Source organism: Xanthomonas sp. NCPPB 2586 (assembly GCF_041475775.2).
Classification (GTDB): domain Bacteria; phylum Pseudomonadota; class Gammaproteobacteria; order Xanthomonadales; family Xanthomonadaceae; genus Xanthomonas; species Xanthomonas campestris.
The window spans coordinates 1,759,374-1,779,645 of the sequence record NZ_CM192981.1; the positions used below are offsets into that span (position 1 = coordinate 1,759,374).

The following is a 20,272-nucleotide window of genomic DNA, read 5'->3' on the forward strand; positions in this document are numbered from 1 at the left end:
ACGAAAAACATGGCCGTTCGGCGTGGCCGATCAATCGACGATGTTCTTCGCCTCGGCGGTGCCGAGCAATTCGGGATGCACCACTTTGCGGCGCCGTTCCAGCACCGGATGCAGGAACACCGCGCCCAGGATGATCGCCACGCCCAGGTAAAACAGCGGCGTCAGCTCGCGTTGTTCGCCCAGCAACACGATTGCCAGCACGATCGCGTAGACCGGCTCCAGGTTGGTCACCAACTGCACCGAATAGGCGCTGAGGTGGCGCAGCGCGACCAGCGCCAGGGCAAACGGCAGCAGCGTGCAGGCCAGTGCGAGGCCGAGCAGCAACATGCCATCGTGCAGGCTGGGCAGCACCAGCAGGTCGCCATGCAGGGCTGGCAGCACCAGTGGCAGGGCCGGCGCCAGCACCGTCAGGGCCAGCGTGCCGGCGCCCAGTTCCAGCGCAGTGACGGTGAGCGGGTCGGCGTGCGCCACCATGCGTTTGTTGAGCGAGCCGAACAAGCCGACGAACACCGCCGAGACCGCGCCGACCACCACGCCCGCACGCATGCCATCGGGCACGCCACCGACCACCAGCGCCACGCCCGGCAACACCGCCAGCCCGAACAGCAATTCGCGCGGCCGGAACGGGCGCTGCGCCACCCAGGGCTCGATCACCGCAGTGAACACCGGCGCCAATGCGATACAGGTGGCCGCCACCGAAGCGTTCGCCAGCTTGATAGCGCCATAAAAGGTGAGCCAGTGCAGCGCCACCAGCACGCCGATGCCGCAATAGCCCAGCATCACCGGCGCCGACATCGCACGTAGCCCGCGCCACACGCGCGGCAGCAGCAACAACGCCACCACCACGATCAGCATCCGCCACCACACCAACGGCAGCGCCTGCAGCGTGATCAGCTTGCCGAGGATCGCGGTGATGCCCCAGAGCAGCACGCAGAAATGGATTTGCAGTTGCGCTTTGCGCAGGTCGGTCATGGGCATGCGCCATTGTCGCCGAAACCGCTGGGCTGGCCTACGTGTTGTTGGCTCCAAAGCGGTGCGCGCAGAACTACGGAAGCGGGCGTCGGGTTGTCTCCACAGGCGGCGCAGGCTGAGTCAAGGCCAAGCCTGTAGCGGCATGTGTCTTCGGCCCCAAGGCGTTGTGCGCGGTACTGCAGAAGCGTCATCGGGTTTCTCTGGAGCTATCGCAGGTGTAGCCACCACCACAGCGGTGCGCGCCAGCCACTGGCACACCGAACGCAACCGTCGCGCCTGACCTGCGCGGTCGCGCCTTACGCCCCGCTAGCGGTCCATTGCCTGAAGAGGGATCATCATCGCTTCCGGCTTTAGTTGCTCAGGCGAGCTGATGAAAGACCAGCGCATTTCGCGCACAGTGGCCGTTGCCGTTGCCGCGCGTGTAGCGGCCGGCCGCTGGCACAACGACCGCACTCGTAATGCCTGAGCTGCGCCGCAGCGCCTCGCGCGCCGCTAGCGGTCCATTACCTGCAGAAGGACCATCATCGCCTTCGGGTTGCGTTGCTCAGGCGGACTGATGAAAGATCAGCGCCTCTCGCGCATAGTGGCCGTTGCCGTTGCCGCGCGTGTAGCGGGCCGGCCGCTGGTACAGCGACCGCACCGGTAACGCCTGAGCTGCACCGCAGCGCGTTGCGCGTCGCTAGCGTCCCAGCGCCTGCAGCAGCGCCATCGCCGCAGCCGGGTTGCGCTCCTTGGCTGCGCTGATGAAGAACACGAACACCTCGCGCGCAGTGGCCGCTGCCGGTGCATCGCCGACATGCGGAAGATCGGCCGGGTCTTCGCCGCGTCGCCAGGCCTGGATGCGCTCGGCCCACTGCGCCAGCGCAGGTGCCGGATAACCGGTGTGCAGGCGTGCCTGGCTGCGCATCAGCCGTGCATACACAAAATCCGTGGAGAGATCGGCAAACGAGGGGTGTTCGTCAGAATCAGTGAACACCGTGGCCACGCCATGTTGGCGCACCCGCGCGATGAGCGCGGAATCCACGGCGGCGTGGTCACGGATCTCCAGCACGTGCCGTAGCACGCGGCTGCCAGCGCGCTTGGGCAACAGCGACAGGAACCCCTCCAGGTCATCGGGCTGCAGGCGATGGCCTTGCTCGAATTGCCACACCAGCGGCCCGAGTGTGTCGCCGAGCTCGGCAATGCCACCGATGAAGTCCTCCACCTGCGCGCCGGTGCCAGCCAGCGTGCGCGACTGAGTGATACGCCGCGGCGCCTTGGCCGAGAACACAAAGCCGGGTGGCACCTCGTCGCGCCACTTCGCGTAGGTCGCCGGTTTCTGCGCACCGTAGTACGTGCCGTTGATTTCGATCGCGGTGACATGGCGGCTGGCGTATTCCAGCTCCCGGCGCTGCACCAGGCCCTCGGGATAGAACATGCCGGCGCGCCACGGTGCGTACACCCAACCGCCAATGCCGACATGGATGCCTTCCAGGGCAGGGGGCGCTGCAGCGAACAGATCGGTCATGGCGGGCTCCGCAGTGGCGAGGGGGGGGCATGCCGCGATGTGCCGGAACTGCGATCGCTGCAAGTGACCGATGATACCGACGCCGCCGCAAGACGCTGGCGACAGCGGGTACCTTGCGCTGTGCAATCAGCGTCTGAGGATGCTCTGTCGCTGGCAGCCGGCTACCATCGGGCTCCCCTTGCCGGAGCGTTGTCATGACCTGGACCACCCCCGATCTTTGCGACCGCTTTCCCGAGGTGGCGGTCGCCGAACCGCTGTTTCGGCACTTTGGTGGGCGCACCACCTTTTCCGGGCCGATCGCCACGGTGCGCTGTGTCGAGGACAACTCGCGCATACGCGAGCTGGCCTCCACGCCTGGCGACGGGCGCGTGCTGGTGGTCGATGGGCAGGGCTCCTTGCGGCATGCTTTGTTCGGTGACCAGATTGGCGCACAGGCGGTGGCCAATGGCTGGGCCGGCGTGTTGATCCACGGGTGCGTGCGCGACGTGGAGATCCTGGCGGGCTTGCCGTTGGGGGTGCTGGCGTTGGCGGCGTGCCCACGCCGCACCGAGCGCCGTGACCTGGGCGATGTGGACGTGCCGGTGAATTTTGCCGGCGTGGCGTTCGTCCCCGGGCACTGGCTGTATGCCGATGCGAACGGTGTCGTGGTGGCTGCGACGCCGTTGTCGTTGGAAATCGCCGGCGCGGAGCATTGATCGATGAGCACACAGCAGCACAGCAAGCCGAAGACCTGGATGATGGTGGGAGCGATGGCGATGGCTGGCATGACAGCGAGTGGTGTCACCTTGGCCGCTGAGACGGCTGCATTGCCGGCCGGCATGCAGCAGTTCGATGCGCAGATGGAGCGGGTGCGCAAGCAGTTCGATGTGCCCGGCATTGCAGTGGCCATCGTCAAGGATGGCCAGATCGTGCTGGAGCGCGGCTACGGTGTGCGCGAGCTGGGCAAGCCGGCGCCGGTGCAGGCCAATACGCTGTTCGCCATTGCTTCCAACACCAAGGCCTTCACCGCCGCATCGCTGTCGATCCTGGCCGATGAGGGCAAGCTCTCGCTGGACGACAGGGTCATCGAGCACCTGCCGTGGTTCCGCATGTCCGACCCGTATGTCACCAACGAAATGCGCGTGCGCGACCTGCTCGCGCACCGCAGCGGTTTGAGCCTGGGCGCAGGCGATCTGCTGTACTGGCCCACCACCAGTTACACCACTGAAGAAGTGGTGCAGCGGCTGGCCAAGGTGCCGCTCAAGGGCGGCTTCCGCGACCGCTACGCCTACGACAACATCTTGTACGCGGTCGCTCAGAAAGTGATCGAGCAGGTATCCGGGCAGAGCTATGCCGAGTTCCTGCAACAGCGCATTTTCACGCCGGTGGGCATGGCCGATACACGCTTCAATGCCGACCACCTGCAACCCGGCGATACGGCCGCCGTGGGGCATGCCAAGTACGACTTCAGCAAGCTGCGCACGGTAGCGCCGCTGACCTGGTCCAACAATTCTGGCGCCGGTGGTTTGTATTCCAGTGCGCACGACATGGCGTTGTGGATGAACGTGCAACTGGCCGGCGGCACGCTGGCCGATGGCAGCCCCTTGTTCAGTGCCAAGCGGCAGCGCGAGATGTGGTCGATGATCACGCCGATCAATGTGCCGGAGCCGGCGGTGCCCGAGCTGGCCGCGGCGCGCCCCAACTTTGCCGGCTACGGCGAAGGTTGGAGCCTGAGCGATTACCGCGGCCATCGGCTGGTGTGGCACACCGGCGGTTGGCCCGGCATGGTGTCGCGGCTGACCCTGGTGCCGGAGCAAAAACTCGGCGTGGTGGTGCTGACCAATCAGGAAGTGGGCGCGGCATTCAATGCAGTGACGCTGCAGGTGCTGGATGCGTTCTTGCAGCTGCCCGCCACCGACTGGACCGCCGCCTACGCCAAGGCCGCGGAAAAGGCAGATGCGGAAGCCGATACCAGCTGGAAACACCATGAGCAGGCGCGTGCCAAGCGCTCGGCGCCGTCGTTACCGCTGAGTGGGTACACCGCGAGCTATCGCGACCCCTGGTACGGCGAGGTGGTGATCCGCCAGGAGGGCAAGCGGCTGCGCCTGCAGTTCGCCAAGACCGCGCAACTGGTAGGCACGCTGGAGCACTGGCAGCACGACAGCTTCATCGTGCGCTGGGACGACCGCTCCTTGAATGCCGATGCGTTCGTCAACTTCGCGCTGACCCCCGACGGCAAGGTGCGTGAGATGCGCATGGAGGCCGTATCGCCATTGACCGACTTCAGTTTCGATTTCCAGGATCTGGTGTTGACGCCGGTGGCAGCGGCGGCAGCGCAGGAGTGAACTGGCGCGCACCGGTGGCCCTGCAGGGGCTGCCGGGCGCAGCGCAAGCAAACCCGCGGCTACCTGATTTCGGCCGAACTCATCTGCGTCGCGTGGCTGACCAGCGGCCACGGAGCGCGGCCTTTGAACGACCGGTGGCGGCCCATCGACGGCCACCGCAATGGGATCTCGCAGTTGCGCCCGCCTGTCGCGTAACGAACGCAACTGCGTGCAGATCACCATGCGCGCGCCGCCCGTCGGCGCTATCGCCCACCGCCCTGGCTCGCTATGATCCGCGCAACTCTCAGGGACGCCGTCCACGCATGACCACTCCGCAAATGTCGGTGTATTTCTTTTTGCAGGCCGCCGCGATCCTGCTGGCGTGCCGTGTGGTCGGTCTGCTGGCCAAGCGCATAGGTCAACCGCAGGTGGTGGGCGAGATGATTGCCGGCGTGATGCTGGGGCCGTCGCTGTTCGGACTGGTGCTGCCGGATCTGCAGACGGCGCTGTTTCCCAAGCAAACCATGGACGTGCTGTACGTATTCGCGCAGTTCGGCGTGGGCCTGTACATGTTCCTGGTCGGCACCGACTTTCGTGGCGACCACTTCAAGGCGCGCTATCGCAGTGCCATGAGCGTGTCGTTGGCCGGTATCGCGGTGCCGTTTGCGTTGGCGTTCGCGCTGTGCCCGTGGTTGATCAATGTGCAAGGCCTGTTCTCCGAAAAGGCCAAGCTGATGGAGGCTTCGCTATTCCTGGGTGCGGCCATCGCCATCACTGCCTTCCCGATGCTGGCGCGCATCATCCACGAGCGCGGCCTCACCAACAGCCCGTTGGGCACGCTGGCGCTCACCGCCGGCGCGTTCGACGATGCGGCGGCGTGGTGCATCCTGGCCGTGGTGCTGGCGAGCTTCGGTGGCAGCTGGGGTAGCGCGTATCTGGCCATCGGCGGCGGCGTGGCCTACGCGTTGTTCATGCTTTTTGTCGGGCGGCACCTGCTGCGCCGGTTGTCTGATTACGTGGTGCCCGATCAGCCGCTCGGCAACGGCGTGTTGGCGGTCATCCTGATGCTGTTCTGCCTCAGCGCCTGGGCGATGGATGCGATCGGTATCCATGCGGTGTTCGGCGGCTTCCTGCTCGGTGCCTGCCTGCCGAAGGGGGCGTTGACCGAAAAGCTGCGCGCGATGATGCAGCCGTTCGTGGTGGTGTTGCTGCTGCCGCTGTTCTTCACTTACTCGGGGCTCAAGACCCAGCTCAGCGTGCTGATGCAGCCGCAGATCATGCTGGCTGGCGTGGCGATCCTGGCGGCCTCGTTCATCGGCAAGGGCGTGGCCTGCTGGGCCGCAGCGCGTGCCACCGGCGAGAACAACCGCGACGCGATGGCGATCGGTTCGCTGATGAACGCGCGTGGCCTGATGGAGCTGATCATCATCAACATCGGCCTGCAGGCCGGGGTGATCGAACAAGGCCTGTTCTCGGTGCTGGTGCTGATGGCGATTTTGTCCACCTTGATGGCCACGCCGTTGTTCAACTGGATCATGCGCCGCCACGCGCATGTGGTGGACGCGGTGCCGAGCCTGCAGGGGCGTTGAGCCGGCAGCCGGTGCATGCCGCGTGCGTGCACCGGGCACAAGAGAATGCAATCGTGAAGTTGCTTGATGGCGGCGTTATGCGCGGCCGCCGCCTTGCGTGGCCAGCATTATCGGCTTTGAAGGAGCGCCTGCGCGGCTTCCATCGCGAACGCACTGCGCAGAATCTGGATGCCCTAAAAGGACGCTGAAGTCGGCAATCACGACGGCCGTGATCACACGCCTGCGCATGCCGTCGTCGCATTGCACCGCACGGCGCCACTGCGGCTTGACACCCGATCGGCTAGCCTGACCCCCCGATAGACCCGAAGTGCGCCCCATGTTCCGCTGGTTCGAATCCCTGATCGACACCTTTCCGCCGATCGAGCAGCAGATGCCGCCGCGCAGTGTCTGGCGCTTCTACCTGCATTACCTGCGGCCGTTGTGGCCGATCCTGCTGGCCACGCTGATCGCCGGCCTGTTGTTGGCGCTGGTGGAAGTGGCGATGTTCGACTTCCTCGGCCGCATCGTCGACATGCTGGCCGAGCAGCCGGGGCCGGAGTTCTTCCGTCGCCATGCTGGCGAGCTGGTGTGGATGGCGGCGATCACGCTGGTGGCGCGGCCGTTCTTCACCGGGCTGCATAACCTGCTGGTCAATCAGGCCATCGTGCCGGGCCTGAGCAACCGCTCGCGCTGGCTGATGCACAACTACGTGGTGCGCCAGAGTCTGGCGTTCTTCCACAACGATTTTGCCGGGCGTATCGCCAACCGCGTGATGCAGACCGGCACCTCGCTGCGCGAATCGGCGGTGCAGATGGTCGATGCACTCTGGTACATCGTGGTCTATACCGGCAGCGCACTGTGGTTGTTCGCGCAGGCCGACCCGTGGTTGATGGTGCCGCTGCTGTGTTGGCTGGTGGTGTATGTGGGGTTGATGGCGTTCTTCGTGCCGCGCATGAAGGCGCGTGCGTGGGTGGCATCGGACGCGCGCTCCAAGGCCACCGGCCGCATCGTGGATGGCTACACCAATATCGCCACGCTCAAGCTGTTCTCTCATGCGCGTAGCGAAGAGGCCTACGTGCGCGATGCGATCGACGAGCTGGCGGTCAAGCATCGCCTGCAGACGCGCGTGACCACCGCAATGGACACCGCCATCGCCATCGCCAACGGCTTCCTGATCGTGGGCACCTGCGGGCTGGCGTTGTGGCTGTGGAGCCGCGGCCAGATCAGCGTGGGCGCCATTACGCTGGCCACCGGGCTGGTGATCCGCATCCACAACATGTCTGGCTGGATCATGTGGACGGTGAATGGCATTTTTGAAGACATCGGTAGCGTGCAGGACGGCATGCAGACCATCGCCCAGCCACTGACGGTGCAGGACCAGCCCAGCGCGCTGCCGCTGCAGGTGACACGCGGGGAAGTGCATTTCGACCAGATCCACTTCCATTACGGCAAGCGCGGCGGGGTGATCGCCGGGCTCGATCTGCAGGTGCGCGCCGGCGAAAAGATCGGTCTGGTGGGGCCCTCCGGCGCAGGCAAGTCGACATTGGTCAACGTGCTGCTGCGCCTGTACGACCTGGAGCAGGGGCGCATCCTGATCGATGGCCAGGACATCGCCCAGGTCACGCAGGAAAGCCTGCGCGGGCAGATTGGTCTGGTCACGCAGGACACCTCGCTGCTGCACCGTTCCATTCGCGACAATCTGCTGTACGGCCGCCCGCAGGCCACCGAAGCGCAACTGCTGGACGCAGTGCACAAGGCGCGTGCAGATGGCTTTATCGACACGCTGGTGGATGGCGAAGGCCGCGGCGGTTTCGATGCACATGTGGGCGAACGCGGGGTCAAGTTGTCGGGTGGCCAGCGCCAGCGCATCGCCATCGCACGCGTGCTGCTGAAAGACGCGCCGATCCTGATCCTGGACGAAGCCACCTCGGCGCTGGATTCGGAAGTGGAAGCGGCCATCCAGGACAGCCTGGATGCGTTGATGAGTGACAAGACCGTCATTGCGATTGCGCACCGGCTTTCGACCATCGCGCGCATGGATCGCCTGGTGGTGATGGATGGTGGGCGCATTGTCGAGACAGGCACGCATGCGGAACTGATCGCGCACGGCGGCCTTTACGCCCGGCTATGGGCGCGGCAGACCGGTGGGTTTGTTGCGGCGGATGCGTGACGGAAAAAGCCACGCGTGAGGGCACGCAATTGGCTTCGTGTGGCTTGAAAACTTGCCAACGGGAAATTAGCAAGCATCCAAGCCCCTCTCCCGTCGGGAGAGGGGTTGGGGTGAGGGTGCGGGGCGTAGCCACTTGCTATGTTGGCCACACGAAGCTTCGCCCGCACCCTCATCCGCCCCTTTGGGGCACCTTCTCCCGAGGGGAGAAGGGATGCAGGCAGCTTTTCATCAAGCCCCTCTCCCGTCGGGAGAGGGGTTGGGGTGAGGGTACGGGGCGTAGCCACTCGCTAGTTGGACTACACGAAGCTTCGCCCGCACCCTCATCCGCCCCTTTGGGGCACCTTCTCCCGAGGGGAGAAGGACGCGGTCACTGAATCGGCTGATCCAGCATCAACTCGCGTGCAAAGCGCACCGGCGGTGCGCCGTAGGACAGGATCTTGTCGTGGTAGGCCTTCAGATTGAAGTCGCTGCCCAGCTTGTCCTGCACCGCCTTGCGCGTATCCAGATGTTCCTGCACGCCCACGAAGTAGGTCGGCAACTGGGCCGACGACAGCTGCGCACGCACCCACTTGCCCGACGCTTCGCTCTCCTGCTGGAAGGTGTCGTGGGTCATCAGGTGCATCGCCTTGTCGCGATCCCAGCCGTCCACGTGCACGCCCTGGTCGAGGATCGCGTTGGCAATCGTGCGCAGGTAGAACTTGAACTGCACCAGGTGGAACAACGGGTCGTTATCCAGGTAGCCCTGTTCCTGCATCATGCGTTCGGTGTAGACCGCCCAGCCTTCGGCAAACATGCCCGAGCGCAGCACCGCGCGCAGCGTGGAGGGGAACTTGCCGGAGTGCCAGCCTTCCAGGTAATGGCCCGGGGTGCCTTCGTGGATGCTGAGCAGGTGGATCATGCGGCTGTTGTATTCGCGCAGGAACGAATCGACCTGCTTGGCGTTCCAGTCGTCGGGGATCGGCGATACCGCATAGAACGTCTTGAGGTTCTTGTCGAGCGGGCCGGGCGAATCGCAGTAGGCCACTGCCACGCCGCGCTGGAATTCCGGCATCAGGATGATGTCCACCGGCGAATCGGGCAGGGTCATCAGATCTTTCTGGCGCACGAATTCGGTGGATTGCGCGAGCGCTGCCTTGGCATCGTCCACCACCTTGTCGCGTGCCGGCTTGTCGGCGTAGGCCAGCTCCAGCGCCGCCTCGATCGCGGCCTGCTGCTGGGCATCGCTGGGCGCATCCGGCAGGGCCGGCGCGCCGGGCTTGTCCTTGAGCACGGTGCGCGCAATGCCATACATCTCCGAGCGCACGCGCGTGAGCTCGGACTCGGCACGCTGCTTGATCTCCGCACGCGACAGCGACGACAACAGCGCGAACTTCAGCTTCTGGTCGTACTTGTCCGCGCCCACGCGGAAGTCACCCTTGGCGTTGGGCACCAGTACCGTGTCCAGCCAGGTTTGCTGCTCGGTCACCGCTTTCTTCAGGTTGTCGATGGCGGCCTGCGCACGCGCGGCATCGGGCGGGGACAGCTGGCCGATGTTGGGCGCGATGAAGGTGTCGACGATGCTGAGGATGCCCTTGTTCTGCTTGGCTACCGTCTCGGCATGGATCTTGGGCACGCGCGCCGGATCCAGGTTCTCGCGCGCTTACGCGAGCAGGCTGGGGATCTTTTCCATGCGCTGGGTAGCCGAGTCCAGGCGCTCGGGCAGCGGTGCGAATTCACGCGCCATCAGGCTGTAAAGCGCGCTGCCTGCCAGGCCGTTGTAGACCTGCGGGTCCCAGGCCCAGCTCTGCAACACCTCGGTGTTCCAGATTTCCGATTGCAGCTGGTTGCGCAGGATCGCTGCGTCCACCTGGTTTTCGCGCGAGAGCTTGCTGACGTCCAGCGCATCGAGCTCGGTCAGCAGCTGCTTGCCGGCGTCCAGGCTGCGCTGGCGGCCGGCGGTGCTCAGATCATCGAGCTGGCTGTCGAAGCGGTGGTCGCCGACCTGGGTGGCATTGACCGGCGACAGTTGCATCCAGGTGTCCAGCGCGTGCTTGGAGAGCGCGGCAAAGCGCGCATCCGGGCTCTGCGCATCCTGTGCAGTGACGGCGGCGGTGCCGGCACGCGGCGGTTCGGGCTGCTGGCAGGCGCTGAGACCGGCGAGCAGGGCGAGGACGAGCAGGCGTTGACGCATTCGTGAGTCCTGGGTGGTAGCAATCGCCCAGCATAGGCATCCAGGCTGCCGGCCGCATCCGCCATTGGTTTACCCTGGCCACCTTCCAAGGAGGTGGACCATGCACGACACCGGCAGTTTTGATTGCGGACGCATCGCGTTCGATCTGCACACCGAAACCCCCATCCGTGGCGTGGACGGCTGCAATTGCTCGCCGTGCCATGCGGCCGAAGGAGCCAGCCGATGAGCGCCGCGCTGCGCACGGTGCTGCTGGCGTTGTTGTCCTGTGGCCTTGTGGCAGGCTGCGCGAAACAGCAGCGCGAGCTTGCCGGCGGAGCCGCTGCGCCGGCGGCGCCGCCGTCCGGCCAGGGCAATTTGCTGGCGTATGAGCACGAAGTGCGGATCGACTTGGCCGCCGACCAGATCGGCCCACGCATCACCGCAGTGCGCACCGCCTGCCAGTCGGCGCAGTACGGCGATTGCGCGTTGCTGGCGGTGTCGCAGGAAGGCGGGCGCGCGCCCAGTGGCAGCATTCGCGTGCGCGTGGCGCCGGACGGCGTGGACCCGTTGGTGCAGCTGGCTGGCCAGCAAGGCGATGTGGCCGCGCGCACCACGCATGCCGAAGACCTGGCGCAGCAGATCGCCGACACCGGCCTGGCGCAAGCGCGCCTGCAAAACGAACATGCCCGGCTGCTGCAGCTGCAACAGCGGCATGATCTGGCGGTGACGGATCTGTTGGCCTTGTCCAAGCGGCTGGCCGAGATCGAAGCCGAAGCGCAGCAGACCCAGCAACAGGCTGCGCAACAGCAGCGCCGCGTGCGCACGCAGTTGCTGACCATCGAGTTCCGCGGGACAAGCGGCGAACAGGGCCGCGGCGAGATTGCCGAAGCGGCTGCCGAGTTCGGTCAGGTGTTTGCGTCCAGCGTAGCCTTCGTCATCCGTGCGGTGGCGGCACTGGTGCCGGTCGTGGTGGTGCTGGCCATTGTCGGCTGGTTGCTGCGGCTGGCGTGGCGCTGGCGGGCGCGGCGCCGCCGGGTGGTGTGACGCGTCAGGCAGGCCGACGCACAGCGCTGGCCTGCCCAGATGCGGCAGTGCGATGCGGGCTTAGAGCAGCTATCAAAACGACTGCGCAGCCGCCAGGCGGGCGCAGCCGGTGCTCGGAATCGGCATGTACCCACGTACATTCCGGTTCCTCCGCGCGGTCCGCACCCACCTGACGGCTGCTTGCTACGTTTTGTTAGCCGCTCTTAGCCCTCGTCGACCTCGAATTCAATGAAGACATCCAGCTGCAGCGCCAGTTCCTGCACGGCGTCGCGCACCTTTTGCGCGGTGGATTCGTTGCCGGCTTCCACTTCGAATTCGTGCGTGCCCGGACCTTCGTCGTCGGACAGACCTGCCGAACTGGAGTCGTCATCGTCCAGGTGCGGCATCAGATCGTCGACTTCCTCGACGTGCTCGATGCCTTCGATGCTCTGCAACAGATTGCCAATGGCGCGGGCATCGTCGTCGGTGCCGGTGATACGCATGCGAAGAGTCGGCATGGGCGTTGGTCCTGAGTGGTGGGAACGCAAAGCCTAGGTAGCGGCAGGCAAAGGCAAGGTGATGGCCTGCCGCCTCCGCGTCATGCGTTTCATGCCGGCTGCGGGCGCCAGCTTGCCTGCGCGTGCTGCGCCGTCTCCAGCACCTGCCGTGCGGCGCTGCCGAGCATGGCCGGCATGATGTAGTGACGATGGGTGCGGTGGATCGCCGCCATGTACAGGTGCCCGAACAGGTTGCGGCAATGCACCTGCGTAGCCATGGTCACCGCGAGCGTGTGTTCACCGGTACGGCGCACGCTGATCGCCGAGCGGAAACGCACGTGTTTGTCGTCCGCGCCCAGCAGCACCTGCACCTGCCGGCCATCGGCATCGCTGCGGTGGGCCAGCACCGGGAAACGGCCGGCGAACCGCTGCGCTGCATGCGGGTCCAGTAACGATGACACCGGGCAACCCAGCGGCGAGGTGCGCAGCCCCAGCGGTCTGACCATCAGGTTGCGCAGCCGCATCAATCCGCTCACCCCGCTCGGTGGCTGGTCGATGAAGGCCTGCAGCAGGTCGCACATCAGCTCCGGCAGCCTGTCGCTGCGCAACTGGCGCGTATCCAGTTGCACCTGATGGCTGTCCTGGTAGTGCATCGGCGCGCTGAAGTGCGCGTGCAGCAGCGCATCGTCGGCCACGGTGGGCAGTGCGCGCACACGCGGTGCCGGCGCACTGGTGGCCACGAAGCCGCCACGTTGCGTCAGCGCCAGGGCCTGGCGCAGGCGACCGGCCCAGCGCCGCGCACGGGCGCACGCACGCTGCTGCCAGCTCTGTGGTCTGACGTTGAAGGACAGCGCGGTGGTCGGCACCTCGCTGGCACGGAACTGGTCCGATTCCAGCAATGCGGTGACCGCCTCCGGCAGCAGCTCGGTGAGGCTGGCGATGGTGGCCTGGCCACTGCTGACCAACGCCTGCTGTGCGCTGTCCAGCGCGCCCGCGGCTTCATCGGGATGGCAGGACAGGGCGAACAACGCCGAATGGCTCGCGCTACCGCGCGCCGGCGCGAACTGATGCCAGGTGCCACCGCCAAAGCGCACCGTGAACAGGCTGTCGCCGGGCAGGTCCACATGGCGCAGCGCGTGCAGGAAGGCCTGCGGATCCTGCGCAATCTGCTGCGCCGAAGCGGTGGAGAACCGCAACTGCGCGCCGCCGCTGCCGGTCACCGCAGTGAACACGCGGTTGCCGGCATGGCAGTGGAACGGGTGCCCCTGCGGGCCGACCGAAAACGAGAACAGCGAGGCCGGGTCGCCCAGCTGGAAGTCCGGTGCCGACAGCTGCGCCGATGGCTCGTCCAGCGCAGCGTGATGGGCCGGGTGCTGCTGTTGCCGCCGGCCGGCCTGCGCGATCAGGCCGTCGCCGGCGCCTGGATCCAGCTGGGCGATCAGGATCACTTCCACCGGCCGCCCGCCGCTGCAGGAGGGCAGCAACACGCGGGGGAAACTCGCTTCGGCAACAACCTGTTGTGGGTACATGGCAATCCTTGCAGTCACGACGAAGAGCGGGAGTCAGCGCGGTTTCTTGGCTAATTTGCGCGATTCGCGTTGCAACGGACCGGCCTTGGGGCAGACCTCGAAGGCGAAACCGCTGAGCGTGTTGACCATGTTGTCCGGGGTCAGCCGGTACACCACGAACTGGCCGCGCCGTTCGCTGCTGACCAGGCCAGCCGCCGACAACACCGACAGATGCCGCGAAATGGCGGGCGCACTCATCGCAAAGCGCTCGCCGATCTGGCCAGCGGTCAGTTCCTGCGCCGACAGATAGGCCAGGATCTCGCGACGTGGTCGCGATGCCAGGGCTTCGAAAATGCGATCGATCGACATGATGGCTTAGCTAATTAACGAATTAGCTAATTAACTCGCTTGGTGTGCGAGGTGTCAAGCGATTTTTACTGGCGGGTCGAACTGGGAGCGTCGCCCGTCCCTGTTTGGAGAGGCGGAAGTGCGGTGCAAGGCCGTGTTGGCGTGCACGTCTACTGTTGCTTTCGCAGCCGCCTGACGCGCCACTGGGCGGCAGACTGATTGGATCGCTTGCACAACGGGAGACATCGCGGCGCAGTTGCAGATGGCGATGCACTACCTGCGGCGAAGGCTCACTCGGTTGCCGGCGCACGGCGCGATCGCCGCCGTCTGTCCGGCGCGTGCGCGGTCTCGCCGGTGGGCAATGCCAGCAGTTCGGCGGGCAGTGCCGGCATCGGCGTGCGCTCGTCCAGTGCTTCGCGTTTGAGCCAGTCGATGAACACGGTGGCCGCCGGGCTGGGCGCGCGATGGCTGGGGTGCACGATGTAGTAGGCGTAGCGCGCCTTCAAGGTCGGGCCGGGCAGGCGTACCAGCTCATAGCGCTGCAGATACGGTTGGGCAATGTGCTTGCGTGCCAGCACCGCGCCCAGTCCGTACACGGCCGCGCGCATCGCATCGGTGCTGTCGTTGAAGGTGTGCATCGGCGGCAGCGTGGTGCCGCGCACCTGCGCCGCGCGGAACCAGTCGCGCCAGCCCTGCGGCGACATGTCCGACAACAGCGGCAGTTGCGCAATCTGCGCCGGCGTCTGCAACGCGGCCACTTCGGGCAACGAGGGCGAGGCCACCGGGAACAGTTCGTCGTCCATCAGGTGGTGCGAGGTCAACCCCGGCCAGGCGCCTTGGCCGTAGCGGATGCCCACTTCCGGCCCGCCTTCCTCGAAGCGCGAGAATGCCGGGTCCGATTGCAGGTCCAGGCGGATATGCGGGTGCAGGCGGCAGAACCGCGGCAGGCGCGGCAACAACCAGCAATACGACAGCGAGCGCAGCGTGGTCACGCGCAGCGGGATGGCGTCTTCGCGCGGGTGCAGATTGCCCGCCACCGCGGCGATCTCGGCCAGCGCCGCGCTGGCGGCATCGGCCAGCTGGCGTCCTTCGGCGGTGAGCATTACGCCGCGCGGCAGCCGCTGAAACAAGGTTGCACCGAGCAGTGCCTCGAGCTTGCGCACGTGATGGCTCACCGCGCTGGCGGTGAGGTGCAGTTCTTCCGCCGCATGGGCGAAGTTCTGGTGGCGCGCGGCTGCGGCGAAGACGCCGAGTGCAGGCAGCAAGGTAGGACGCAGATGCATGATGCATGAGTGAGATTTGTGGCTCGCCCCGATACTACGCGCTTGTCGCGCCTGCGATGTGCGCGGATGCTTTGTCGCTCCCCATCTCGATCCCGCGCCATGACCGCTCGCCTGCCCGATGTTCTTTCACGCGTGCGCACCGCCGCATCGCAGGCCAGGAGGGTGCGCGCATGAGTGCACAGCCGTCACTGCAACCGGCGCTTGGCGTGCGCGATTGGCGCACGCCGCTGGAACTGGTGTTCCTGGGAATCGTATGGGGCTGCTCGTTCCTGTTCATGCGTGTGGCCGCGCCGCATTTCGGCGCCGCGGCATTGGTGGAAATTCGTCTCGCGCTGGGTGCCACGGTGTTGTTGCCGTTTTTGTGGGTGGCGCGCAGCCGCTTCCCGCTACACCGTTGGCCGATGCTGGCCGCCATCGGCGTGCTCAACTCGGCATTGCCGTTCCTGCTATTCGCCTGGGGCGCGCAGCATGCGCCCGCGGCGGTGGGCGCCATCTGCAACGCGATGACGGTGTTGTTCACTGCCCTGATCGCGTTCGTGTTCTTTGGCGAACGCATCGGCACGCGCCGCGCGGTGGCACTGTTGATCGGCTTTATCGGCGTGCTGGTACTGGCCACCGGCAAGTCCGCCGGGCTCAGCGTGGGGCCGGCCGCGTTGGCCGGCGCCACCGCGTCGCTGCTGTATGGCATCGGCTACAACCTGGTGAAACGCCACATGGGCGATCTGCCGCCGGCAGCGTCGGCAGCCTCCACATTGGGGTGCAGTGCGCTGCTGCTGGCGCCGGTGGCGTGGTGGCAGTGGCCGAGCGCGCCGGTGCCGGCCAGCGCATGGGCCTGCGCCGGTGCATTGGGCGTGGTGTGCACCGGGCTGGCCTTCCTGATGTATTACCGCCTGATCCAGCGCATCGGCCCCGCGCGCGCCTCCACCGTCACCTATCTGGTGCCGGTATTCGGCGCGCTGCTGGCCTGGGCACTATTGGGCGAGGCACTGACCTGGACCATGCTGCTGGCCGCGGTATTGATCCTCGGCAGCGTGGCCTTCAGCCAACGCGCACGCTAAGCATCGGCAGTGTTCGAGAATTCGCAGCAATCCGCTCCTGCGATTCCCCATTCCCGATTCCCCATTCACGCCGCAGGCGGCGTCCGCACCGGCAACGGCACATTGCACAGATCGATATGCCCGGCCGGTCGCTTGTAGAAATCGTCCTTGCGGTTGCGGCGTGCTTCGGCCACGTCGCGAAAGGTCTGGCTGTCGGTGCGCAGTAATTGCAGCGGCGTGCGCTCGGGCAACGGCACCTCGCTGGCGAGCCGGATCGCGCGCAGCGTGGTGCGCTGTGCGGCGTCTTCGTAAAAGCCCATTGGATCAGGTCCGCGCGGAATCACGCTCAACAATTCCATGCCCTTGACCACGCGGCCGACCACGGTGATGTTGCGGTCCAGCTGACGAGGCGATTGACCGGTGACCACGTAGAGCTCGGCGCCGATGCTGCTGTCTTCATCGTTATTGCGGCCCGCGCCCAAGGTGCCGTAGCAATGCGCCAGCCAGGTCTTGCCGCTGGCCGGATCGCGGCCCACCGGGAAACCCTCGACAAAGCCGACCTGCGGTGCCCAGCCGTCGCTGTCGGGCAGGCGCTGGAAATCCAGGCCCTGCGAGGCGCGTTCGAATTCGGCCGGCAGATGCGTTTTCGCCGATCCCAGCGATTTGGCCTTGGCCGGCGTCTCGCCGTCGGGGTCGCCGAACTGCACCACAAAATTGTCCTGCGAGCGATAGACGCTCAGCCCGTCCCAGAAGCGCTCATGCGCCAGGGTGCGGATGTTGCCCACATGCGCCGGCGCGAACTGCGGAGCCAATTCGATGATCACCCGGCCGCTGTCCAGTTCCAGATACAGCGTGCGCTCGGGGTCCAGGACGCGCCATGCGGAGGCGGGCGAGGCGTCGAGCAATTGCTGCGGGCTTCGGTAGGCAGCGCTGGCAGCGGTGGGCACCAACAGGGCGAGCAGGCAGGCAGAAGCGAGGGTGCGCAGAAGCATGAAGGCAGCCAGCGGGGAGGTGACTGATTCTTGCCGACGCGGCGCGCCAACGCAAAGGGCGGTGCGCTACCCATGCCATACGCCAGCAGCACAACGCCGGCACGAAGGCCGGCGTTGTGGCGATGCAAATGCAGCAGCGGCACGATAAATCAGCTGTCTGGACACAACCGGCTCAGCGCGCCGCCGATGCAAGGTTGGAGCGGCTAACAAAAACGGCGTTGTTGTTGCTAGCTGCGCTTAGTGGTTACGCACGTGCGGGCTGGTGTGGTGCTGTGCCGGCGCATGGTTGTTGCGGAACAGCGGGATCAGCTGCCACAGCGCAGACAGGCCGACCAGTGTGTACACCACGCGCGACAGGGCCGCGTTTTGTCCGCCAAACAGCGCGGCGACCAGATCGAATTGGAACAGGCCGACCAGGCCCCAGTTCAATCCGCCGACGATAAGAAGCACCAGGGTGATGACATTGATCGCTTTCATGGGAGGCAGTCCGTGTGTGGGTTTGGAGTGCCTAGATTCACCATCGCAGCGCAAATGCATCGTGAGCGTTTCAACGCTTCTTTTTGCATTGCAAAGACGCATCACTCACGTGGTGAGGACGGCAATCGACCTCGTCTGCGGCGTGCTGTGACACGCATTTCTCGCGCTCGTCAGCGCTGCGGTTTGCGCTTGATGTAGAGCTGCTTACGCACGCGCGCAACCACATCACCGCTGCGGTCGTGCACGTCGGTGTCGAACCAGTGCAGGTATTTTTCGCCGCTCTCGGTGGCGCTGCGCAGGGTGTCGAGGATGGCGTTGTCGAGCACGAAGTCCGCCGTCACCGTGCCACGGCCGGGCTTGATGAAGTCGATGCTGCCGGCCTTGTCCCAGACGTAGTAATCGCGTCCCAGGTTCTGCATCACCAGCAGCATCCAGAACGGGTCGGTCATGGCGAACAGGCTGCCGCCGAAATGCGTGCCCACGTAGTTGCGGTTCCATGGCCGCTGGCGCAGCTCGACCCGCGTGTAGCGGTAATCGGCCGACAACACGGTGACGTGGATGCCCGCGAACAGGAACGGCGGCCACAGGTTGAGGCCGAATTTGAACAAGGGTGCGCGCATGCTCGACGTCAGCTCTCCAGGCCAGCGCCGAGAATAACATTCGTATGCGTATGGAGTAATGCCGAAGGCACGTCGCGCTGCAGATGCGGCCGCGCCGGCCGGCATCTGCAGCGCGCAGGGATCAGAACAACAGCGCCGACATCTTGCGGCGGTAGCGGCCCACCAGGTCTTCGTCCTCGATCACGCGGAACGCATCGATCAGGCTGCGGCGCGGCAGGTTGTCCTCGAAACCGCGGTTCTGGCGCAGCATTTCCAGAAACTGCTCCAGCGCCGCTTCGTCGTCGCCGTCGAGCAGGTGACGGACCCCGAGCAGATGGCGCGCGTGCAGGTCGCTGCCATCGGCAGCCACCGTCGCCTGCAGGGCGGCGGCGTCGGGCGCATCCTTGAGCACGTTCGCAAAGCCCAGTCGCGCCTTGGCGCGCACGGCGCGGTCGTCGGTGGCCAGGTTGGCGGGCAGGGCGTCGATCAACTGCTCGGCCTCGAGCGTGTCGCCGGTCTTGAGCAGCGCCAGCGCCAGGTCCAGCTTGAGTTCGTCCTTGTCCGGCTCGGCGGCGATTGCCTCGCGTAGCGCGGCGACCTGCGCCTGCGGGTCCAGCGGTGCCAGCGGAACCTCTTCGGCCACCTGCGGCTCGGCCGGCAGCACGCCGTGCTGGGTCAGGAACTCGCGGATCTGGCCTTCCGGCATGGCGCCCGGGAAGCCGTCCACCAGTTCGCCACCCTTGACCAGGAACACGGTGGGAACCGAACGGATCTGGAAGGCCGCAGCGATCTGCTGCTCCTTGTCCACGTCGACCTTGGCCAGCTCGAAGGCGCCGTTGTAGTCGGCTGCCAGCTTTTCCAGGATCGGGGTCAGCGATTTGCATGGCCCGCACCAGGTGGCCCAGAAGTCCACCAGCACCGGTGTCGTCAACGATTTCTGCAGGACCTCGGTCTCGAAGGTGTCGGTGGTGACATCGAATACATGCGCTTTGTCGGACATGGGTTTCCAGGAGAATGACGGCAACAGTGGACCGTAATGGTGGCAAACCCGGCCCAGACAAGGCCAGCGTTGCCGCCGCCAGGGGTTCACGCCGCGACCGCCGCGCACGACAATGCCGTGCTCTGGCGTGGTGCGCGCCGCGACGTGGAGCAGGGCAATGGCGATCATCGAGGGTTTGCAGCGGTACCTGGGCTTGATCGCCGCCACTGCCTTTGTGCTGGCAGTGGCTGGATTCGGAGCCGCGCTTCCCGGCTACCTGCAGGGCAGCCACCCGGTGGCATTGCTGGGCGCAGCCGGGGTGCCGCATGCGCTGGGCTTCAATCTGCTGGCGTTCGTGCTGGTGGGCGGGCTGGGCATGGCCACCGGCATCAGCCTGCTCGCCCGCATGCCGCCCAAGGCCGGCTGGAGCCTGCGCGTGGGTGGGCAGTTGATCGTACTGGCGGGCCTGGCCTTCATCGGCATGGGCCTGTTGCCGCTGGATCCCACCGACCTGGACGGGCGCGCCAGCCAGTCGCATGCCACCGCCTGGCTGCTGTGGGCGGTGGCTTTCGTCCCCGGCATGCTGTTGATTGCCGCGCAGTTGCTCAACCAGCCCGGCATGCGCGCGCTGGCGTGGCTGAGCCTGGCCGCCGGCCTGCTGGTGGCGGTGCTGTCGTTCGGCCCGCCCGGGTTGCTGCGCCAGGCCGTGGCCCAGCGCGTGGCGTTCCTGGCCTGGGTGGGCTGGTTGGCGGTGGCGGGCTGGTCCTGGCCGGCGCTGGTGCGGCCGGGTAGCCGCCCGGTCTGAGCCAGCGGTTTGGAGCACCTGCTGCACTGCGGTACCCTGTACCGCTTTGCACCGC

General features: G+C 66.1%; 19 protein-coding genes, 1 other RNA gene and 1 pseudogene. 10 read left to right on the plus strand and 11 right to left on the minus strand.

Annotation, left to right across the window (positions count from 1 at the left end):
* Nucleotides 1-30 precede the first annotated feature (30 nt).
* Together ACCQ09_RS07420 and ACCQ09_RS07425 are read right to left on the minus strand one after the other, a co-directional pair.
* Nucleotides 31-978: a DMT family transporter gene (locus ACCQ09_RS07420; RefSeq protein ID WP_012437880.1), complete on the minus strand. Its 948-nt coding sequence runs from the start codon at nt 976-978 to the stop codon at nt 31-33.
* Nucleotides 979-1,651: 673 nt separating this feature from the next.
* Nucleotides 1,652-2,479 (minus strand): DUF72 domain-containing protein, encoded by an 828-nt coding sequence (locus ACCQ09_RS07425; protein ID WP_040940994.1) that lies wholly within the window; start codon nt 2,477-2,479, stop codon nt 1,652-1,654.
* Between the two features lie 194 nt (nt 2,480-2,673).
* On the opposite strand from ACCQ09_RS07425, the gene rraA reads away from it, so the two are divergent.
* From rraA to ACCQ09_RS07450, 5 genes are all read left to right on the plus strand, one after another.
* Nucleotides 2,674-3,174, plus strand: a complete 501-nt coding sequence (rraA, locus tag ACCQ09_RS07430; RefSeq protein WP_040940995.1) for a ribonuclease E activity regulator RraA — start codon at nt 2,674-2,676, stop codon at nt 3,172-3,174.
* Nucleotides 3,175-3,213: 39 nt separating this feature from the next.
* A complete protein-coding gene (locus ACCQ09_RS07435) occupies nt 3,214-4,803 on the plus strand; it encodes a serine hydrolase (RefSeq protein WP_040942275.1) in 1,590 nt (529 codons plus the stop codon).
* A gap of 302 nt (nt 4,804-5,105) precedes the next feature.
* Entirely contained in the window at nt 5,106-6,371 is a 1,266-nt protein-coding gene (locus ACCQ09_RS07440) for a cation:proton antiporter (protein ID WP_040940996.1), read from the plus strand.
* Nucleotides 6,372-6,424: 53 nt separating this feature from the next.
* A complete protein-coding gene (locus ACCQ09_RS07445; protein WP_256267732.1) occupies nt 6,425-6,559 on the plus strand; it encodes a hypothetical protein in 135 nt (44 codons plus the stop codon).
* Between the two features lie 128 nt (nt 6,560-6,687).
* A complete protein-coding gene (locus tag ACCQ09_RS07450; RefSeq protein WP_040940997.1) occupies nt 6,688-8,520 on the plus strand; it encodes an ABC transporter ATP-binding protein in 1,833 nt (610 codons plus the stop codon).
* A 367-nt stretch (nt 8,521-8,887) separates the two neighbouring features.
* On the opposite strand, the pseudogene ACCQ09_RS07455 reads toward ACCQ09_RS07450, so the two are convergent.
* A pseudogene (locus ACCQ09_RS07455) lies at nt 8,888-10,690 on the minus strand (DUF885 domain-containing protein).
* Between the two features lie 100 nt (nt 10,691-10,790).
* Between ACCQ09_RS07455 and ACCQ09_RS07460 the strand changes: the two are divergent.
* The 3 genes from ACCQ09_RS07460 to ACCQ09_RS07470 all read left to right on the plus strand — a co-directional run bounded on the left by ACCQ09_RS07460 (nt 10,791) and on the right by ACCQ09_RS07470 (nt 11,912).
* Complete coding sequence (locus ACCQ09_RS07460) at nt 10,791-10,916, plus strand: hypothetical protein (RefSeq protein WP_016944354.1); 126 nt, start codon at nt 10,791-10,793, stop codon at nt 10,914-10,916.
* Nucleotides 10,913-11,713: a DUF4349 domain-containing protein gene (locus ACCQ09_RS07465; RefSeq protein WP_011037761.1), complete on the plus strand. Its 801-nt coding sequence runs from the start codon at nt 10,913-10,915 to the stop codon at nt 11,711-11,713. The genes ACCQ09_RS07460 and ACCQ09_RS07465 overlap by 4 nt, the downstream gene beginning before the upstream one ends.
* A gap of 124 nt (nt 11,714-11,837) precedes the next feature.
* Nucleotides 11,838-11,912: non-coding RNA, sX9 sRNA (locus ACCQ09_RS07470), on the plus strand.
* A gap of 4 nt (nt 11,913-11,916) precedes the next feature.
* Here ACCQ09_RS07470 and ACCQ09_RS07475 read toward each other — a convergent pair.
* The 4 genes from ACCQ09_RS07475 to ACCQ09_RS07490 all read right to left on the minus strand — a co-directional run bounded on the left by ACCQ09_RS07475 (nt 11,917) and on the right by ACCQ09_RS07490 (nt 15,328).
* Nucleotides 11,917-12,210 carry a hypothetical protein gene (locus ACCQ09_RS07475; protein WP_014508313.1) on the minus strand — a complete coding sequence of 98 codons (294 nt, stop codon included), beginning with the start codon at nt 12,208-12,210 and terminating at the stop codon, nt 11,917-11,919.
* 89 nt (nt 12,211-12,299) lie between these two features.
* Nucleotides 12,300-13,634 carry a DUF2867 domain-containing protein gene (locus tag ACCQ09_RS07480; protein ID WP_228427970.1) on the minus strand — a complete coding sequence of 445 codons (1,335 nt, stop codon included), beginning with the start codon at nt 13,632-13,634 and terminating at the stop codon, nt 12,300-12,302.
* A gap of 117 nt (nt 13,635-13,751) precedes the next feature.
* Nucleotides 13,752-14,066 (minus strand): metalloregulator ArsR/SmtB family transcription factor, encoded by a 315-nt coding sequence (locus ACCQ09_RS07485; RefSeq protein WP_012437889.1) that lies wholly within the window; start codon nt 14,064-14,066, stop codon nt 13,752-13,754.
* A gap of 269 nt (nt 14,067-14,335) precedes the next feature.
* Nucleotides 14,336-15,328 (minus strand): LysR substrate-binding domain-containing protein, encoded by a 993-nt coding sequence (locus ACCQ09_RS07490; RefSeq protein ID WP_011037757.1) that lies wholly within the window; start codon nt 15,326-15,328, stop codon nt 14,336-14,338.
* A gap of 170 nt (nt 15,329-15,498) precedes the next feature.
* Between ACCQ09_RS07490 and ACCQ09_RS07495 the strand changes: the two genes are divergently transcribed.
* Nucleotides 15,499-16,386, plus strand: a complete 888-nt coding sequence (locus tag ACCQ09_RS07495; RefSeq protein ID WP_011037756.1) for a DMT family transporter — start codon at nt 15,499-15,501, stop codon at nt 16,384-16,386.
* Between the two features lie 65 nt (nt 16,387-16,451).
* Here ACCQ09_RS07495 and ACCQ09_RS07500 read toward each other — a convergent pair whose 3' ends face one another.
* The 4 genes from ACCQ09_RS07500 to trxA all read right to left on the minus strand — a co-directional run bounded on the left by ACCQ09_RS07500 (nt 16,452) and on the right by trxA (nt 19,433).
* A complete protein-coding gene (locus tag ACCQ09_RS07500) occupies nt 16,452-17,357 on the minus strand; it encodes a peptidylprolyl isomerase (RefSeq protein ID WP_011037755.1) in 906 nt (301 codons plus the stop codon).
* Between the two features lie 237 nt (nt 17,358-17,594).
* On the minus strand, nt 17,595-17,834 hold the full coding sequence (locus ACCQ09_RS07505; RefSeq protein ID WP_011037754.1) for a DUF378 domain-containing protein: 240 nt from the start codon (nt 17,832-17,834) through the stop codon (nt 17,595-17,597).
* Between the two features lie 170 nt (nt 17,835-18,004).
* The gene (locus tag ACCQ09_RS07510) at nt 18,005-18,454 is read right to left on the minus strand and encodes a DUF4442 domain-containing protein (RefSeq protein ID WP_040940999.1); all 450 of its coding nucleotides are present in this window, start codon (nt 18,452-18,454) and stop codon (nt 18,005-18,007) included.
* 121 nt (nt 18,455-18,575) lie between these two features.
* The gene (gene trxA / locus ACCQ09_RS07515; RefSeq protein ID WP_040941000.1) at nt 18,576-19,433 is read right to left on the minus strand and encodes a thioredoxin; all 858 of its coding nucleotides are present in this window, start codon (nt 19,431-19,433) and stop codon (nt 18,576-18,578) included.
* Nucleotides 19,434-19,590: 157 nt separating this feature from the next.
* Here trxA and ACCQ09_RS07520 point away from each other — a divergent pair, with 157 nt between their 5' ends.
* The gene (locus tag ACCQ09_RS07520) at nt 19,591-20,217 is read left to right on the plus strand and encodes a DUF998 domain-containing protein (protein WP_014508306.1); all 627 of its coding nucleotides are present in this window, start codon (nt 19,591-19,593) and stop codon (nt 20,215-20,217) included.
* The last annotated feature ends 55 nt before the right edge of the window (nt 20,218-20,272 follow it).

Bases quoted from the DNA above. Each gene is read 5' to 3' on its own strand.
- ACCQ09_RS07420 (WP_012437880.1), bottom strand. From the start codon at position 978: ATGCCCATGACCGACCTGCGCAAAGCGCAACTGCAAATCCATTTCTGC.
- ACCQ09_RS07425 (WP_040940994.1), bottom strand. From the start codon at position 2,479: ATGACCGATCTGTTCGCTGCAGCGCCCCCTGCCCTGGAAGGCATCCAT.
- rraA (WP_040940995.1), top strand. From the start codon at position 2,674: ATGACCTGGACCACCCCCGATCTTTGCGACCGCTTTCCCGAGGTGGCG.
- ACCQ09_RS07435 (WP_040942275.1), top strand. From the start codon at position 3,214: ATGATGGTGGGAGCGATGGCGATGGCTGGCATGACAGCGAGTGGTGTC.
- ACCQ09_RS07440 (WP_040940996.1), top strand. From the start codon at position 5,106: ATGACCACTCCGCAAATGTCGGTGTATTTCTTTTTGCAGGCCGCCGCG.
- ACCQ09_RS07450 (WP_040940997.1), top strand. From the start codon at position 6,688: ATGTTCCGCTGGTTCGAATCCCTGATCGACACCTTTCCGCCGATCGAG.
- ACCQ09_RS07460 (WP_016944354.1), top strand. From the start codon at position 10,791: ATGCACGACACCGGCAGTTTTGATTGCGGACGCATCGCGTTCGATCTG.
- ACCQ09_RS07465 (WP_011037761.1), top strand. From the start codon at position 10,913: ATGAGCGCCGCGCTGCGCACGGTGCTGCTGGCGTTGTTGTCCTGTGGC.
- ACCQ09_RS07475 (WP_014508313.1), bottom strand. From the start codon at position 12,210: ATGCCGACTCTTCGCATGCGTATCACCGGCACCGACGACGATGCCCGC.
- ACCQ09_RS07485 (WP_012437889.1), bottom strand. From the start codon at position 14,066: ATGTCGATCGATCGCATTTTCGAAGCCCTGGCATCGCGACCACGTCGC.
- ACCQ09_RS07490 (WP_011037757.1), bottom strand. From the start codon at position 15,328: ATGCATCTGCGTCCTACCTTGCTGCCTGCACTCGGCGTCTTCGCCGCA.
- ACCQ09_RS07495 (WP_011037756.1), top strand. From the start codon at position 15,499: ATGAGTGCACAGCCGTCACTGCAACCGGCGCTTGGCGTGCGCGATTGG.
- ACCQ09_RS07500 (WP_011037755.1), bottom strand. From the start codon at position 17,357: ATGCTTCTGCGCACCCTCGCTTCTGCCTGCCTGCTCGCCCTGTTGGTG.
- ACCQ09_RS07505 (WP_011037754.1), bottom strand. From the start codon at position 17,834: ATGAAAGCGATCAATGTCATCACCCTGGTGCTTCTTATCGTCGGCGGA.
- ACCQ09_RS07510 (WP_040940999.1), bottom strand. From the start codon at position 18,454: ATGCGCGCACCCTTGTTCAAATTCGGCCTCAACCTGTGGCCGCCGTTC.
- trxA (WP_040941000.1), bottom strand. From the start codon at position 19,433: ATGTCCGACAAAGCGCATGTATTCGATGTCACCACCGACACCTTCGAG.
- ACCQ09_RS07520 (WP_014508306.1), top strand. From the start codon at position 19,591: ATGGCGATCATCGAGGGTTTGCAGCGGTACCTGGGCTTGATCGCCGCC.